Source organism: Streptomyces sp. NPDC005931, assembly GCF_042871235.1.
Lineage (GTDB): Bacteria > Actinomycetota > Actinomycetes > Streptomycetales > Streptomycetaceae > Streptomyces.
The window spans coordinates 150,577-165,470 of the sequence record NZ_JBIAIG010000002.1 but is presented as its reverse complement, the minus strand read 5'-3'; the positions used below and the strand labels follow the sequence as shown (position 1 = coordinate 165,470).

Here is a 14,894-nt window from a genome sequence, read left to right as displayed (position 1 = left end):
GAGGACGGCCAGGGGCTGATGAGCGCAGGTGCACGGGTCGGCGAGGCGGCGAACACGGAGATCACGGTGGTCGGACACGCCGATCTGACCCCGGACACCCTCGCCCTGGTGGAGTCGGAGCTGCGGGCGCGGCTGGAGGAACACGTCGAGGGCAGACCGGTGATGGTGCGCTCCGGCACCGGCGTGCCGCTGGTGTTCGGCCGCGCGGCACGGGCGACGGGGCGGCCACTGGTCGTCGTGATCCCCACCACGAACGGGGTCCCCGCGGTACCGCACCAGCCCGACCGGGTGGCGACCGGGGAGTTGCTGAGCATCGCCGACCAGGTGCGTCTGGTGGAGTACGACCCCGCCGACCGCGACTCCTGCGTGGGCGCGGACGAGCGGATGGTCGCCGCCGGCGGCCATCTGCTGGCCGTATGGGACGGATCCGTGTCCAACGGGCGCGACGCCACCGCCCACCTGGTGGCCTACGCGCGGGCCAACGGCGTTCCCGTGGAGATCGTCTGGCCTGCGGGGGCCGCCCGGGAGGCGGTCCCCGTCACCGCGGCCGAGGGCCGGGTGCGATGACGGCCGGTGTCATCCGGATGCCGGGGCACGCCCCCGGCACCGGCGACGACGGGGGAGCGGGGCGGAAGACGCCCGGGGACGGCACGATCGGTTCCGGGCGGGCCTACGCCTGGCTGCTGGTCGTCACCGGGGCGCTGGGCGTGCTCGCCTCGCTGGTGCTCACGGTCGACCGGATCCGTCTGGCCGAGAACCCCGGCTTCCGTCCCTCCTGCTCGATCGACCCGGTCGTGTCGTGCACCGACGTGATGACGAGCGACCAGGCGTCCGTGTTCGGTGTCTCCAACCCCCTCCTCGGCGTGGCGGCCTACGCGGCGGTGGTCGCCATCGGTTTCGGTCTGCTCGCGGGTGCCCGCTACCGCCGCTGGTTCTGGCTGACCCTGAACCTCGGCACGCTGCTCGGCACCGGCTTCTGCATGTGGCTGATGACCCAGGCGCTGTACGAGATCGGCTCGCTGTGCCTGTGGTGCTCCCTGACCTGGGCGGCCACCATCGCGATGTTCTGGTACACCACCGTGCACAACCTGCGGCACGGCATCGTCCGTGCGCCGCGCGGACTGGTGGCCGCCGTGCGGGAGTTCCACTGGGCCGTGCCGGTCGCCTGGTACCTGACCATCCTGATGCTGATTGCGACCCGCTGGTGGACGCACTGGCAGACCCTGCTCTGACCCGCGGCCGGACCGGGACCATCGGCCGCCCCCGGACCGGGACCATCGGCCGCCCCCGGACAGGGACCAATGGTCCCTGTCCGGGCCCACCATGGGGACTGTTCGACCCATCCGGATCCCGTGCCCCGCCCCCGATCATGGGGCGCGCTGTGACCGGATGGGGAGGACGACAACCAGTGGACGAGGCACGAATAGACACCGCGGTGGTCGCGACGGACGACGGGAGGACCCTCGCGACGCCCACGGGAACCCCTGGCGGACCGGGCGTGGCGCGCCGGGCGGCATGGGTGGACTGGCTGACGACCACCGATCACAAGAAGATCGGGACCCTGTACCTGGTCAGCGCCTTCGTGTTCTTCATCGTCGGTGGCGTGATGGCGCTGGTGATGCGGGCCGAGCTGGCCCGGCCGGGCCTGCAGCTGATGTCGAACGAGCAGTTCAACCAGGCGTTCACGATGCACGGCTCGGTCATGCTGCTGTTGTTCGCCATGCCGCTGTTCACCGGGTTCGCCAACTGGATCATGCCGCTCCAGATCGGCGCTCCGGACGTCGCGTTCCCGCGGCTGAACATGCTCGCCTTCTGGCTCTTCCTGTTCGGCTCCACGATCGCGGCCGCCGGGTTCCTCACCCCGGGCGGAGCGGCCGACTTCGGATGGTTCCTGTACGCCCCGCTGTCGAACGCCGTCTACTCGCCGGGGATCGGCGCCGACCTGTGGATCATGGGCGTGGCCCTGTCCGGGTTCGGCTCGATCCTGGGCGCGGTCAACTTCATCACCACGATCATCTGCATGCGCGCCCCCGGCATGACGATGTTCCGCATGCCGATCTTCACCTGGAACGTGCTGCTGACCGCCCTGCTGGTGTTGATCGTGTTCCCGGTGCTCGCGGCGGCGCTGTTCGCCCTGGAGTGCGACCGCAAGTTCGGCAGCCACATCTTCGACTCGGCCAACGGCGGCGCGCTGCTGTGGCAGCACCTGTTCTGGTTCTTCGGCCATCCCGAGGTGTACATCCTGGCGCTGCCGTTCTTCGGCATCGTCAGTGAGGTCATCCCGGTCTTCTCCCGCAAGCCGATGTTCGGCTACATGGGCCTGATCGGCGCGACCATCGCCATCGCGGGTCTGTCGATCACGGTGTGGGCGCACCACATGTACGTCACCGGCGGTGTCCTGCTGCCGTTCTTCTCCTTCATGACGTTCCTGATCGCCGTCCCGACCGGTGTGAAGTTCTTCAACTGGATCGGCACCATGTGGAAGGGCTCGCTCAGCTTCGAGACCCCGATGCTGTGGACCACCGGCTTCCTGATCACGTTCGTCTTCGGTGGTCTGACCGGTGTCATCCTGGCCTCGCCGCCGATGGACTTCCACCTGTCCGACTCGTACTTCGTCGTGGCCCATTTCCACTACACGGTGTTCGGCACGGTCGTGTACGCGATGTTCGCCGGCTTCCACTTCTGGTGGCCGAAGTTCACCGGCAAGATGCTCGACGAGCGCCTCGGCAAGATCACCTTCTGGACGCTGACCGCCGGCTTCCACCTGACGTTCCTGGTCCAGCACTGGCTGGGCACCGAGGGCATGCCGCGCCGCTACGCCGACTACCTCGCCGCCGACGGCTTCACCGCCCTGAACACGCTGTCCTCGATCGGCTCGTTCCTGCTCGGCCTGTCGATCCTGCCGTTCTTCTACAACGTCTGGAAGACGGCCAAGTACGGCGAGAAGGTCGGGACCGACGACCCGTGGGGCTACGGCCGCTCGCTGGAGTGGGCGACCTCCTGCCCGCCGCCGCGGCACAACTTCGTGAAGCTGCCGCAGATCCGCAGCGAGTCCCCGGCGTTCGACCTGCGCCACCCGGAGGTCGCCGCCGCCGAAGCGGTGCGGTGAGCCATGGTCCAGCCCGTCCTGGCCATGGGATGTGCGGTGCTGACGGCCTCCGGTTCCGTCTGGTACCTGCCGGCCCTCGCCGACCTGCGCGCCGGAGCCGACCGGCCGCCGTCCCGCCGCGCCGCGGCGATCGCCTGCCTGAGCGGCTGGGGAACCCTCGGGGTCGTCGGCCTGCTGCTGCTCGTGGCCCCGGCCTGGTGGGTGCCGGGCACGGCGGCTGTGGTGGGCGCGCTGAGCACCGTCGGCCTGCGGATCCACGCCGTCGCTCGACGTGCCGTCGAGCGGCGGGAGGTGGCCCGGCAGTGGGCGCAGTTGGGCCACGATCCCCTTCCGGCGGGCGGGCACCGCTCCCGGGGAGCGGTCGCCGCCCTCGTCGTGTGCGGCCCGCTCGCAGCCGCGGCGGTCGCGGCCCTGCTGCCCGCGGCCGGTCCCGGGGACGGCCCCGACCGGCCGGTGACGGCCGTCGTCCCGCTGGTCGTCGTTGCCCTGTTCCTCATGATCGCCGTCAGGCACACCGCACGGCTGCGGCGACCGGAACGCCCCGCACGCGCGGCCCGGAGCGCCCGCCACGAGGCGGGGTGACCCGCCACCCGGCGGCGGAGCGCGGGCGGCATCCCGGGTGACCGGGCCCCCTCGGCACGGTGCCGGCGACCTCCCTGGTGCTTCCCCCCGGGGACGGCCGCCGGCACCGCGCCCTTCCCGCGCCGCGACCGCCGGACCCTTCGCTACGCCTCCGGCACGATCGCCGCGACGATCCGCTCCACCAGCCCGTCCGGCACGCTCACCCCGGGCAGCGCGCCGTCCAGGACGCCCGGCAGGGTCAGGTGCTCCATGATCAGCCCGAGCATCGCCAGATAGAGCACCGCCACCGTCTCGTCCCCGCCCGGAAGCCCGGACGTGCGCTGGAACTCCATCCCCTCCTCCAGGTCGGCCCGCACCGACGTGGTGTACGAGGCGCGCAGCTCGGGGCGCCGGGTGGCCTCGAGACGCATCTCGAGCAGGGCCAGCCAGCCGTCGCGGTCACCGGTCGCGCGGTCCATCAGGTCGTGCATGAACGCGGTGACGAGGGACCGGTCCCGCGGCCGGGTCAGCAGGTCGGCCACCACCGCGGGGTCGGGCGCGAGTCGTACGTGCAGCCGGGCGTCGATCTGGCGCAGCAGGTCGTCGCGCCCGGTGAAGTAGTTGGAGGCGGTGCCCACGGGCACCCCGGCCCGCGCGTCCACCGCGCGGAACGTCAGCCCGCGCGCGCCCTCGCGGGCGAGCACCTCGATCCCGGCGTCGACCAGCGCCGTACGGCGCTCGGGGTTGGCGGCCATGCGGAATCCTCTTCTTCACTTGTCGCCGGATCCGGAATGGGGTTGCAACCACTACAGACGCAGTACTACAACTGGAGTGGTTCGGAACGCAGCCTACGGAAAGAGACCGCGATGCGAAAGCTGACCTACTACATCGCCTGCTCCATCGACGGCTTCATCGGGGACCCGGACGGCGACGCTTCGGCCATGGTCTCGTACGTCGACGAGGAGTTCCTCGAGTTCCTCAAATCGGAATACCCGGAGGCCCTGCCCACCCGGTTCCGCAGGGCCCTGGGCATCGACGACCTGCCGAACAGGCGGTTCGACACCATCGTCCAGGGCCGGGCCAGCTACGACCTGGCCCTGAAGGAGGGCGTCACCAGTCCGTACGCCCACCTGCGCGAATACGTCGCCTCCCGCACGCTGGACGAGTCGCCCGACCCGAACGTGGAGATCGTCGCGGAGGACCTGGTAGGGCGCGTCCGCGCGCTGAAGGCCGAGGACGGCCCGCTCGGCATCTATCTGTGCGGCGGTGCCGCGGTCGCCGGCGAACTCGCCGACGAGATCGACGAGCTGATCGTCAAGACGTACCCGATCATGATGGGCAGCGGCATGCCGATGTTCGCGTCGGGCTCATCGGTCATGCCGTTCGCCCTGGAGTCGCTGCGCACGTTCGGGAACGGGGTGGTGGTGCGTACGTACAGCAGGGAGCGTTGAGCGACCGGCGGACCTACCCTTGGGGCATGGACAGCGACCGACACGTCTGTCCCTCCTGCGGACAGCCGGTGGAGATGGTCGTCCGGCGCCACAAGACGCTGGGCGCGTGGGTTCCGGTGTGGGTGCGCGGACCCTGCCACAACCCCAGGTGCGAGGAGTACGTTCCCCGCGGCGCCCCGGAGGCCGTACCGGGCACGGGTCGCGGGCGCGGCGGGACCGTCACGCAGACCGGAGACGACAAGCAGACCGTGGACGCCGGGCGGCCCGGCGACACGGAGCACACCACGGAGCCCGGACCGGGAGCCGGCCACGACCGGTGACCGAGGGCGCCGCCCGGTCCCGCAGGACGCACGCAAGCCGCCCGCGGTGCTGAGGCCGGTCCCGGACGGCGGCCGCCGCGGCACCGACGCACCGCAGCCGCGGCACGGGGGAACACGCGCGCCCGAGCCCCCCCCTGGAGCGCACGGGCGGGAACGGGGGCACGGCACCTGTGTCCGATCAGGCTCCGCTGGGCAGCCCGCCCGTCTCGGGGTCGCGTCCCGTCAGGCAGTACGTGCCGCCCGCCGGGTCCCGCATCACCGTCCAGTGAGCGAACCCGGACACGCACACGGCGCCGAGCCCCTCGTGCAGCGCCCGGGCGGCCCCGATGTCGGCACAGGCCAGATCGGGGTGGGCCGAGATGGGCCGCTCCTCACCGAGCCGCTGCAGCAGCACGCGTACGGGCAGCCCGGCCGGCGGCCTGATCACACGGAACTCCGGCAGCGCGCCCGCCGTTCCCTGCCAGCCGTCCAACAGCCCTTCCCAGAAGGCGACCTCGCGGTCGTAGGCGGAGGGCGGGATGTCGAGGCACACCTGGTCGAGCCGGGTGCCGTGCACGACGGGCGGCCGGACCGACTCCCCCTGCCAGGGCACCGCACAGAACAACTGGCCCGCGGGCGAACGCAGCGCGGCCCACCCCTCGTGCCGGGCCGCCACCTCCCCGCCCAGGCGCAGCGCCGAGGCGGTGAACTCCGGCACGTCGTCCACGCACAGGTCCAGGTGGGCGCCGCCCCCGCCCTCGCCGACACCCTGGAGCTTGACGCACGCGTCGGTGCCGTCCGCCAGGAGTGTCACGAACTCCCCGTGGTCGCCCCGGGGTTCGGACGGCCGCGTACCGGTGGCGGCCGTCCAGAACTCCCGGACGGCGCCGAGGCGGGCGACCGGCCGGTCGACGAAGACGTAGGCCCAGCGAATACCCATCGCAGGATCGTAGACCGGACCGTCACCAGCGCGGATCACCCCGGGCGTCGCTCGAGGAACCGCAGCATGTTCCCGGCCGGGTCCCGGAACGCGCAGTCGCGCACCCCGTACGGCTGGTCCTCCGGCTCCTGGACCACCTCCGCACCGGCGTCCCGGACCCGGGCGAACAGGGCGTCGCAGTCGGCGGTGGTGAAGATGACCCCGCGCAGCACCCCCTTGGCCAGCAGCCGGGCCATCGCCTCCTTGTCGGCGGGCGAGATGTCCGGATGTGCGGCGGGCGGCTCCAGCACGATCTCCACATCCGGCTGGAGCGGCGAGCCGACCGTCACCCACCGCATCCCCTCGTAGCCCACGTCGCCCCGGACCTCCAGGCCCAGGACGTCCCGGTAGAAGGCCAGCGCCTTGTCGTGGTCGTCTACGGCGATGAAGCACTGGGCGAGCCTGACATCGGTTGCTGTCTCCATGCCCCCCACGGTAGGCGCCCTCAGCGCCGCGGACGCGTGAGCGCCCGCACGACGCACGGCGGGATCGCCGCGCTCTCCTCGTGCGACCGGGCCCGGTACGCGCTCGGCGTCTCGCCGACCAGCCGGGTGAACCGCGAGCTGAAGGAGCCCAGCGAGGTGCAGCCCACCGCCAGGCACACCTCCGTCACCGTGAGGTCACCGCGGCGCAGCAGGGCCTTGGCCCGTTCGACCCGGCGGGTCATGAGGTAGCCGTAGGGGGTCTCCCCGTACGCCTGGCGGAAGCTGCGCTGGAAGTGCCCGGGGGACATCAGCGCGGTGCGCGCGAGCGCCGCGATGTCGAGCGGTTCCGCGTACTCCCGGTCCATCCGGTCCCGCGCCCGCCGCAACCGCACCAGGTCCTCCGTCTCCACCCGGCCAGCATCCCACGGCCCCGGCACGGCGGGCGGCCGTACCGCGGACGTCCCGAACGGCCGGTGTGCGGCGGACCGGCGCCGAACCGTCTCCTGGTATGGATCCGGGATGGTGGCCTGCGGTGGTAATGGTCGCGGGGCCGTGAGGTTGCGGGACCGTGAGGTCGCGGGGCCGTGAGGTCGCCGGGCCGCCGCACACGGGGCCCCGCGGCCTGCGGCACTCCTGGCCTCCGCGCCCGTCCCGCCGCGGCGCGAGCGCCGAGCGGGTCCAGCCGGTCCTCGGCCCGCGTCCGCCGTGATCACGCTGCGGATCCGCGCCCACCAATGGCCGGGCGAAGCGGACCGCACCCGGACCGTCAGGGGCGCCGTGCTCGGCGCACTGCGGACCGGGTGCGGACAGGTAGGCGATGCGACCCGCGAAACCGCAGGTCAGGCGGCCTGGCCATGGATCAGGCCTTCTTGGTCTCCCAGAAGATCTTGTCGATCTGGGCGATGTAGTCCAGTGCCTTCTGGCCCGTGGCCGGGTCGGTCGACGCCTTGGCGGCCGAAAGGGCCTTCAGGGCGTCGTTGACCAGCTGGTGCAGCTCCGGGTACTTCTCGAAGTGCGGGGGCTTGAAGTAGTCGCTCCACAGCACGGAGACGTGGTGCTTGGCCAGCTCGGCGCGCTGCTCCTTGATGGTGGTGGCACGCGCCTGGAAGTGCGGGTCGTCGTTTCCGGCCATCTTCTCCTGGATGGCCTTGACCGACTCCGCCTCGATGCGGGCCTGGGCCGGGTCGTACACGCCGCAGGGCAGGTCGCAGTGCGCGCTGACCTTGACCTTGGGGGCGAACAGGCGGGAAAGCATGGAGCATTCCTTCCTCGTGATCGTCTTCTCACAGGGGACATTACTCCGTGGGGGAGCGGTTTTCGCGAGTGCCCCCTTGGGCTTAGGACAAAAGTCCGGGGCGAGACTGAGACTGGTGGAGGAAAGAACCGGGGAGGTGCCGGGTCATGCCGGAGCTGTCGCAGGACGCCGAGCGGTCGGGTGCGCCGCTGCCCTTCGGGGTGGCCGAGGTCACGGGGCCGTCCATGGTGCCCACGCTGTACCACGGGGACCGGCTCCTGGTGCACTACGGCGCCCGGATCAAACCGGGTGACGTGATCGTGCTGCGGCACCCCTTCCAGCAGGACCTGCTCGTCGTGAAGCGTGCCGCCGAACGGCGCGAGGGCGGCTGGTGGGTGCTGGGGGACAACATGTACGCCGGCGGTGACAGCACCGACTACGGAGTGGTGCCCGACGAGTTGGTGCTCGGCCGGGTCCGCTTCCGCTACCGGCCCCGCAGGTCCGACCGGCGCTCCCCGCTGGCCGTGGTGGGCTGGGCGCTGTCCGCTGCCCGGCCCGTGCTCTCCGACCGGTCGGCCTCCAGGCGCTTGCGGGCGCGGTAGGCGGCCACGTTCGCGCGGGTGGCGCAGCGGTCGGAGCAGTAGCGCCGGGAGCGGTTGGTGGAGGTGTCCAGGTAGGCGTTGCGGCACGGCGGCGCCTGGCACAGCCCGAGGCGGTCCACGCCGTACTCGGTGAGGTGGAAGGCGAGGCCCATCGCGGCGATGGCGGCATAGCCCGCGGTCGCGTTGGACGGGTGGTCGGCCAGGTGCATGTGCCACAGCGGGCGGCCGTCGTCGTCGCGGAAGTCGTGCCCGGAGATCTGCGGGCTCACCGGGAACTCCAGCAGCAGTGAGTTCAGCAGGTCGACGGCGAGTGTCTCGTCGTCGCCGTCCGCCGCCTCGAAGACCGCGCGCAGCCGGGCCCGTACCGAACGGAACCGGGTCACGTCGGCCTCGGTCGCCCGGCGCGCGGCCGACTGGTTGCCGCCGAACAGATCGCGGACGGCCTCGATCGAGGTCAGGACGTCCTTGCCCCGGGCCGGTTCCTCGGTGTTGACGAGACGGACGGCATAATCCGAGTAATAGGCCAGTTCCACTTGTAGTCCTTACGGAGGGGCTCTATGGTCGTGCCTGCGGTCGGGTAACAGACGATCGTGCTTCCAGGGTATTACGTCATGCGCGAGGGAGGGGCTCGATGACGGACACGCAGGCCACCGCGGCCACCGCCGACTGGCACGCCTGGCAGGAGAGCTGGGACCGGCAGCAGGAGTGGTACCTGCCCGACCGCGAGGAACGGTTCCGGGTCATGCTCGACATGGTCGAGGACCTCGTCGGCACCGCGCCGCGCGTGCTGGACCTGGCGTGCGGCACGGGCAGCATCACCGCCCGGCTGCTCGCCCGCTTCCCGGACGCCACCAGCACCGGCGTCGACCTGGACCCGGCGCTGCTCGCCATCGCCGAGGGCACGTTCGCCGGAGACGACCGGGTCACCTTCGTGACGGCCGACCTGAAGGACCCCGACTGGCCCACGAAGCTGCCGCACGGCTCCTACGACGCCGTGCTGACCGCGACGGCACTCCACTGGCTGCACCGGGAACCCCTCGCGGACCTCTACGGACAGGTCGCGGGGCTGGTCCGCGACGGCGGCGTCTTCATGAACGCGGACCACATGATCGACGAGAGCACGCCCCGGATCAACGCGGCCGAGCGCGCCCGGCGCCATGCCCGCATGAATCAGGCCCAGCGGGACGGCGCCCTCGACTGGACCGCGTGGTGGCGGCTCGCCGCGGAGGACCCCGTCCTCGCCGGGCCCACGGCCCGCCGCTTCGAGATCTACGGCGAACACGCCGACGGTGACATGCCGTCCCCGGCCTGGCATGCCAACGTCCTGCGCGACAAGGGATTCACCGAGGTCAGGCCGGTGTGGTGCTCGCCCTCGGACACCCTGCTGCTCGCGCTGAGGTGAGCGTCGACCGCAACGCGAAGGGCGGTACGGGCCTTCCCGTACCGCCCTTCGCCCTGCGTGGACCGCGCCCGGCGTCCCCGGTGTCAGAGCACCTTGGACAGGAACGACTTGGTGCGCTCGTGCTGCGGGTTGGTCAGGACCTCGCGCGGGTGTCCGGATTCGACCACCACGCCGCCGTCCATGAAGACCAGGCTGTCGCCCACCTCGCGGGCGAAGCCCATCTCGTGGGTGACCACGACCATCGTCATGCCGGACTCGGCCAGGTCGCGCATGACGTCGAGGACGTCACCGACCAGCTCCGGGTCCAGGGCGGACGTCGGCTCGTCGAACAGCATCAGCTTCGGCTCCATGGCCAGCGCGCGGGCGATCGCCACACGCTGCTGCTGGCCGCCGGAGAGCTGCGAGGGGTAGTTCCCGGCCTTGTCGCCGAGCCCCACGCGCTCCAGGAGCTCGGTGGCGCGCTCCCTGGCCCTGGCCTTGCTCACGCCCTTGACCTGCACCGGCGCCTCGATGACGTTCTCCAGCGCCGTCATGTGCGGGAACAGGTTGAACCGCTGGAACACCATGCCGATGTCCCGGCGCTTCAGTGCGACCTCGCTGTCCTTGAGCTCGTACAGCTTGTCGCCCTTCTGGCGGTAGCCGACAAGCTCGCCGTCCACGTACAGACGGCCGGCGTTGATCTTCTCCAGGTGGTTGATGCACCTGAGGAAGGTCGACTTGCCGGAGCCGGAGGGGCCGATGAGGCAGAACACCTCGCCGGACTTCACCTCCAGGTCGATGCCCTTGAGCACCTCCACGGGGCCGAAGGACTTGTGGACGCCCTCCGCCTTGACCATGGGGACGGTGGTCCGCTCGGGGGCGGAGTCCGTCGTACTGGCCTTCTTGGTCATGCCGCGCCTCCCTTCGGGCGGCCGAGGGAGAGCATGTTCGCCTTTACCTTCTGCCACGGCGTGGGCGGCAGCTGGCGGGTCGAGCCCTTGGCGTAGTAGCGCTCCAGGTAGTACTGACCGACGCTGAACACCGAGGTCAGCACCAGGTACCAGGCCGCGGCCAGGAACAGCATCTCTGCCGGGGCGCCGGAGGTCTGGCCGATGTCCTGGGCGACGCGCAGCAGTTCGGAGTACTGGACGACCGAGACCAGCGAGGTCGTCTTCAGCATGTTGATGACCTCGTTGCCCGTGGGCGGCACGATCACGCGCATCGCCTGCGGGACCACGATCCGGCGCAGCGTCTTGGAGTGGCTCATGCCCAGGGCGTGCGCCGCCTCGGTCTGCCCCTCGTCGACCGAGAGCAGACCGGCGCGGCAGATCTCGGCCATGTACGCGGCCTCGTTCAGGCCGAGGCCGAGCAGTGCCGTCAGGAACGGGGTCATGAAGTCCGACCACTCGTCCTTGTAGAACGGCCCGAGGTTGATGTACTCGAAGACCAGGCCCAGGTTGAACCAGACGATGAGCTGGACCAGGACCGGCGTGCCGCGGAAGAACCAGATGTAGAACCACGCGATCGACGAGGTCACCGGGTTCTTCGACAGGCGCATCACGGCGAGCAGGATGCCGCCGACGATGCCGATCAGCATGGACAGGAAGGTCAGCAGGAGCGTCTTGCCCATACCGCTGAGGACGCGGTCGTTGAAGAAGTAGTCCGGGATCGCGTCCCAGTTGATCCTGCCCTGGGAGAAGGCGTAGATGACGCCGGCCAGCAGGGCGAGGGCCACGACGGCGGAGACGTACCGCCCGTAGTGCCGGACCGGAATGGCCTTGATGGCCTCCGGCCCGGCCGGGGGGGTGCCGGCCGGCCCCGTCGTCTTGTCGATGTCAACAGTCACGGGTGTTGCCTTTCAGTGCCGCTCGCGCGCGGTCACTTGCCGCCGTTGATGGTGGCTTCCTTGACGGCGCCCTCGGCGACGCCCCACTTGTCGAGGATCTTCTGGTACTCGCCGTTCTGGATGATCGCGTCCATGGCGGCCTTGAGTGCGTCGCGCAGCTGGGCGTTGTCCTTGGCGACCGCGATGCCGTACGGGGCGGCCTCGACCTGCTCGCCGACCAGCTGGAAGTCCTTGCCCCCACCGGAGGTCTTCACGGCGTACGCGGCGACCGGGAAGTCGGAGGAGCCGGCGTCGGCGCCGCCCGCGCGCAGACGGGTCTGGGCCTGCTGGTCGTTGTCGAAGGCCTCGATGGTGATCTTCTTGCCGGACGGGCACTTCTTGTTCTCGGCCTTGGCGAGGTCCTCGGAGACCGTGCCGCGCTGGAGCACGATCTTCTTGCCGCACAGGTCCGACCAGGTCTTGATGCCCTGGTCGTCACCCTTCTTGGTGTAGACCGACACACCGGCGGTGAAGTAGTCGACGAAGTCGACGCCCTCGCCGACCTTCTTGCCGGTGTCGGAGTCGATGCCCTCCTGGCGGTCCTTGGTGTCGGTCATCGCGGACATGGCGATGTCGTAGCGCTTGGAGCGCAGGCCCGTGATCAGGGTGTCGAAGGTGCCGTTCTCGAACTCGAACTTCACTCCGAGCTGCTTGCCCATGGCGTCGGCGAGGTCGGGGTCGATGCCGACCGTCTTGCCGGAGCTGTCCTTGAACTCGACCGGGGCGTAGGCGATGTCCGAACCGACCTTGATGGTGCCCTTGTCGCGGATCGCCTGGGGCAGCTTGTCGGCCAGCGGCGCGGCGGCGGCGGACGTGGCGTCGCCGTTGCCCGAGCCGTTGTCCTTGGTCTGGTCACCGCAGCCGGTGAGAAGCAGTGCGCCTGCGACCGCGATCGCGCCGACCGCTGCTAGCCGGGACTGCGCGGCGGTGGTACGACGGGTGGTGCTTGCGGTCATGGTGGGTTCCTCCGGCGGATGGGTGGAGTTGCCGATGGGGTCGGCAGCTGCCGATGGCGTCGACAGTGCCGCAGGTCGACGAGAACACACGTCTTCGAGTGTCGCGACCTCGTGTGATTACGGCATCTTGCCATTCGGACTGAGCCATTCAGGAGGTGAGCAATGTCAAAATCGGATAACGGGTGCCGTGTGACTTGCTCCAGTTCGGTACCTCAAGGACGGACAGTCTGGTGAGATTCGCCGTTCCGGCAGGAAGATTTTCGGCAGATCATGTGCTAGGGGAGGCGCTGCCGCAAACTTTGCCACGCCTCGAGCGCTTGCCGAGCGTTTGTCCAGGCCTTGTCCTGAAATTGGTCGATGAGTCCGTGCACCGTCATGTGACCTTCGCGTTATGGACTCGTCGTCGGCACCGTCCGTCCGGTATGAAGGTTCTTTACACCCCTCATCCGGGGCTCAGGGCGCGTGTGCGGCGCGCCCGTCGCGTCTGTGCCTGTACGTAACCATTCATCGGGCTCGGCGCGGTCCCGCCCACCCCTCACCAGGAGTGGCAAACCCTCAAACCATGAACACTTAAGGGGTAAAACCAAGTGGCAGCGGAGATTGTCAATCCTCGCAGCGACAGCGAAAGCCGGAACGGTCATACGGACCAGGAGAGCGGGGCCGAGCCCCTCGAATCCCTCGACTCCTTCGACCCGGCGTTCGCGCTGCACCGCGGCGGCAAGATGGCTGTGCAGGCCACCGTGCCGATCCGTGACAAGGACGACCTGTCCCTGGCGTACACGCCCGGCGTCGCGAAGGTGTGCAGCGCGATCGCCGAGCAGCCGGACCTCGTCCACGACTACACCTGGAAGTCCTCGGTCGTCGCCGTCGTGACGGACGGTACGGCCGTGCTCGGGCTCGGGGACATCGGGCCCGAGGCCTCCCTCCCGGTCATGGAGGGCAAGGCCATCCTCTTCAAGCAGTTCGGCGGCGTGGACGCGGTTCCGCTGGCGCTGAGCTGCACCGACGTGGACGAGATCATCGAGACCGTGGTCCGGCTCGCCCCGTCCTTCGGCGGGGTGAACCTGGAGGACATCTCCGCGCCCCGGTGCTTCGAGATCGAGCGGCGGCTCCAGGAGCGGCTGGACATCCCGGTCTTCCACGACGACCAGCACGGTACGGCGGTCGTGACGCTGGCGGCGCTGCGCAACGCGGCGCGGCTGAGCGGGCGGCCGCTCGGAGATCTGCGTGCGGTGATCTCCGGGGCGGGCGCGGCGGGCGTGGCGATCGCCAAGATGCTGGTCGAGGCCGGGATCGGGGACGTCGCGGTGGCCGACCGCAAGGGGGTCGTGTCGCGGGACCGCGCGGACCTCACGCCGATCAAGCAGGAGCTGGCGTCCTTCACCAACAAGGCGGGGCTGTCCGGATCGCTGGAGGAGGCGCTGGCCGGTGCCGACGTCTTCATCGGCGTCTCCGGCGGTACGGTGCCCGAGCCGGCGGTGGCGTCGATGGCCGAGGGCGCGTTCGTCTTCGCCATGGCCAACCCGAATCCCGAGGTGCACCCGGACGTGGCGCACAAGTACGCGGCGGTCGTCGCGACCGGGCGGTCGGACTTCCCGAACCAGATCAACAACGTCCTGGCGTTCCCGGGGATCTTCGCCGGTGCGCTTCAGGTGCGTGCGTCGCGGATCACCGAAGGGATGAAGCTGGCGGCCGCCGAGGCGCTGGCTGCCGTGGTGGGTGACGACCTCGCCGCGGACTACGTCATCCCGTCGCCGTTCGACGAGAGGGTCGCTCCGGCGGTGACGGCGGCGGTGGCCGCGGCCGCTCGGGCGGAGGGTGTCGCGCGGCGCTGAGTCGCCGCCGCGGCCTGCGGAACCCTGGTCGGCCCCGTCCCCTTGTGGACGGGGCCGATTTTCTTGCGCCGATTCCCGTGCCGATTCTTTACCTGGGGGTTCGGCCGGGTGGGTGGGGCCGCATGGGTCGGAGCGGGCGCGGGCGCGGGCACGGGCGCGCGTGCGGGTGCCTGCGGC

At 70.5% G+C, this 14,894-nt stretch carries 18 protein-coding genes; 9 read left to right on the top strand and 9 right to left on the bottom strand.

Annotation, left to right across the window (positions count from 1 at the left end; translation table 11 throughout):
• Positions 1 to 18: 18 nt before the first annotated feature.
• The 4 genes from ACFYOV_RS04650 (at position 19) to ACFYOV_RS04635 (ending at position 3,691) form a co-directional block, all read left to right on the top strand.
• Positions 19 to 567 (top strand): hypothetical protein, encoded by a 549-nt coding sequence (locus ACFYOV_RS04650; protein WP_389082804.1) that lies wholly within the window; start codon positions 19 to 21, stop codon positions 565 to 567.
• Positions 564 to 1,232, top strand: a complete 669-nt coding sequence (locus ACFYOV_RS04645) for a vitamin K epoxide reductase family protein (RefSeq protein WP_389082802.1) — start codon at positions 564 to 566, stop codon at positions 1,230 to 1,232. The genes ACFYOV_RS04650 and ACFYOV_RS04645 overlap by 4 nt, the downstream gene beginning before the upstream one ends.
• A gap of 176 nt (positions 1,233 to 1,408) precedes the next feature.
• Entirely contained in the window at positions 1,409 to 3,109 is a 1,701-nt protein-coding gene (gene ctaD, locus ACFYOV_RS04640; protein ID WP_389082799.1) for a cytochrome c oxidase subunit I, read from the top strand.
• Between the two features lie 3 nt (positions 3,110 to 3,112).
• Positions 3,113 to 3,691, top strand: coding sequence for a hypothetical protein (locus ACFYOV_RS04635; protein WP_389082797.1), 579 nt, complete (start codon positions 3,113 to 3,115; stop codon positions 3,689 to 3,691).
• A 143-nt stretch (positions 3,692 to 3,834) separates the two neighbouring features.
• On the opposite strand, the gene ACFYOV_RS04630 is transcribed toward ACFYOV_RS04635, so the two are convergent.
• Complete coding sequence (locus tag ACFYOV_RS04630; protein ID WP_389082794.1) at positions 3,835 to 4,425, bottom strand: TetR/AcrR family transcriptional regulator; 591 nt, start codon at positions 4,423 to 4,425, stop codon at positions 3,835 to 3,837.
• Positions 4,426 to 4,536: 111 nt separating this feature from the next.
• On the opposite strand from ACFYOV_RS04630, the gene ACFYOV_RS04625 reads away from it, so the two are divergent.
• Together ACFYOV_RS04625 and ACFYOV_RS04620 are read left to right on the top strand one after the other, a co-directional pair.
• A complete protein-coding gene (locus ACFYOV_RS04625) occupies positions 4,537 to 5,121 on the top strand; it encodes a dihydrofolate reductase family protein (protein ID WP_389082792.1) in 585 nt (194 codons plus the stop codon).
• Between the two features lie 26 nt (positions 5,122 to 5,147).
• Positions 5,148 to 5,441, top strand: coding sequence for a hypothetical protein (locus ACFYOV_RS04620; protein ID WP_389082789.1), 294 nt, complete (start codon positions 5,148 to 5,150; stop codon positions 5,439 to 5,441).
• A gap of 178 nt (positions 5,442 to 5,619) precedes the next feature.
• On the opposite strand, the gene ACFYOV_RS04615 is transcribed toward ACFYOV_RS04620, so the two are convergent.
• From ACFYOV_RS04615 to sodN, 4 genes are all read right to left on the bottom strand, one after another.
• On the bottom strand, positions 5,620 to 6,360 hold the full coding sequence (locus ACFYOV_RS04615; protein ID WP_389082786.1) for a VOC family protein: 741 nt from the start codon (positions 6,358 to 6,360) through the stop codon (positions 5,620 to 5,622).
• A 35-nt stretch (positions 6,361 to 6,395) separates the two neighbouring features.
• Positions 6,396 to 6,824, bottom strand: coding sequence for a VOC family protein (locus ACFYOV_RS04610; RefSeq protein WP_389082784.1), 429 nt, complete (start codon positions 6,822 to 6,824; stop codon positions 6,396 to 6,398).
• A 20-nt stretch (positions 6,825 to 6,844) separates the two neighbouring features.
• Complete coding sequence (locus ACFYOV_RS04605; RefSeq protein ID WP_389082782.1) at positions 6,845 to 7,234, bottom strand: helix-turn-helix domain-containing protein; 390 nt, start codon at positions 7,232 to 7,234, stop codon at positions 6,845 to 6,847.
• Between the two features lie 449 nt (positions 7,235 to 7,683).
• Positions 7,684 to 8,079, bottom strand: coding sequence for a superoxide dismutase, Ni (gene sodN / locus ACFYOV_RS04600; protein ID WP_389082779.1), 396 nt, complete (start codon positions 8,077 to 8,079; stop codon positions 7,684 to 7,686).
• A 146-nt stretch (positions 8,080 to 8,225) separates the two neighbouring features.
• On the opposite strand from sodN, the gene sodX reads away from it, so the two are divergent.
• Positions 8,226 to 8,660, top strand: a complete 435-nt coding sequence (gene sodX / locus ACFYOV_RS04595; protein WP_389082778.1) for a nickel-type superoxide dismutase maturation protease — start codon at positions 8,226 to 8,228, stop codon at positions 8,658 to 8,660.
• On the opposite strand, the gene ACFYOV_RS04590 is transcribed toward sodX, so the two are convergent.
• Complete coding sequence (locus tag ACFYOV_RS04590) at positions 8,543 to 9,193, bottom strand: CGNR zinc finger domain-containing protein (RefSeq protein WP_389082775.1); 651 nt, start codon at positions 9,191 to 9,193, stop codon at positions 8,543 to 8,545. The genes sodX and ACFYOV_RS04590 overlap by 118 nt on opposite strands.
• 98 nt (positions 9,194 to 9,291) lie before the next feature.
• On the opposite strand from ACFYOV_RS04590, the gene ACFYOV_RS04585 reads away from it, so the two are divergent.
• Positions 9,292 to 10,062, top strand: a complete 771-nt coding sequence (locus ACFYOV_RS04585) for a class I SAM-dependent methyltransferase (protein WP_389082773.1) — start codon at positions 9,292 to 9,294, stop codon at positions 10,060 to 10,062.
• 83 nt (positions 10,063 to 10,145) lie between these two features.
• Here the strand turns inward: ACFYOV_RS04585 and ACFYOV_RS04580 are convergent, their stop codons facing one another.
• Genes ACFYOV_RS04580 through ACFYOV_RS04570 form a run of 3 tightly spaced genes read right to left on the bottom strand, consistent with a single transcriptional unit; the run spans position 10,146 to position 12,882 of the window.
• Positions 10,146 to 10,898, bottom strand: coding sequence for an amino acid ABC transporter ATP-binding protein (locus ACFYOV_RS04580; protein ID WP_389084038.1), 753 nt, complete (start codon positions 10,896 to 10,898; stop codon positions 10,146 to 10,148).
• A 50-nt stretch (positions 10,899 to 10,948) separates the two neighbouring features.
• A complete protein-coding gene (locus ACFYOV_RS04575) occupies positions 10,949 to 11,887 on the bottom strand; it encodes an amino acid ABC transporter permease (RefSeq protein WP_389082770.1) in 939 nt (312 codons plus the stop codon).
• Positions 11,888 to 11,919: 32 nt separating this feature from the next.
• Complete coding sequence (locus ACFYOV_RS04570; RefSeq protein WP_389082767.1) at positions 11,920 to 12,882, bottom strand: ABC transporter substrate-binding protein; 963 nt, start codon at positions 12,880 to 12,882, stop codon at positions 11,920 to 11,922.
• A gap of 587 nt (positions 12,883 to 13,469) precedes the next feature.
• Here ACFYOV_RS04570 and ACFYOV_RS04565 point away from each other — a divergent pair.
• Positions 13,470 to 14,717 carry an NADP-dependent malic enzyme gene (locus ACFYOV_RS04565; RefSeq protein WP_389082765.1) on the top strand — a complete coding sequence of 416 codons (1,248 nt, stop codon included), beginning with the start codon at positions 13,470 to 13,472 and terminating at the stop codon, positions 14,715 to 14,717.
• The last annotated feature ends 177 nt before the right edge of the window (positions 14,718 to 14,894 follow it).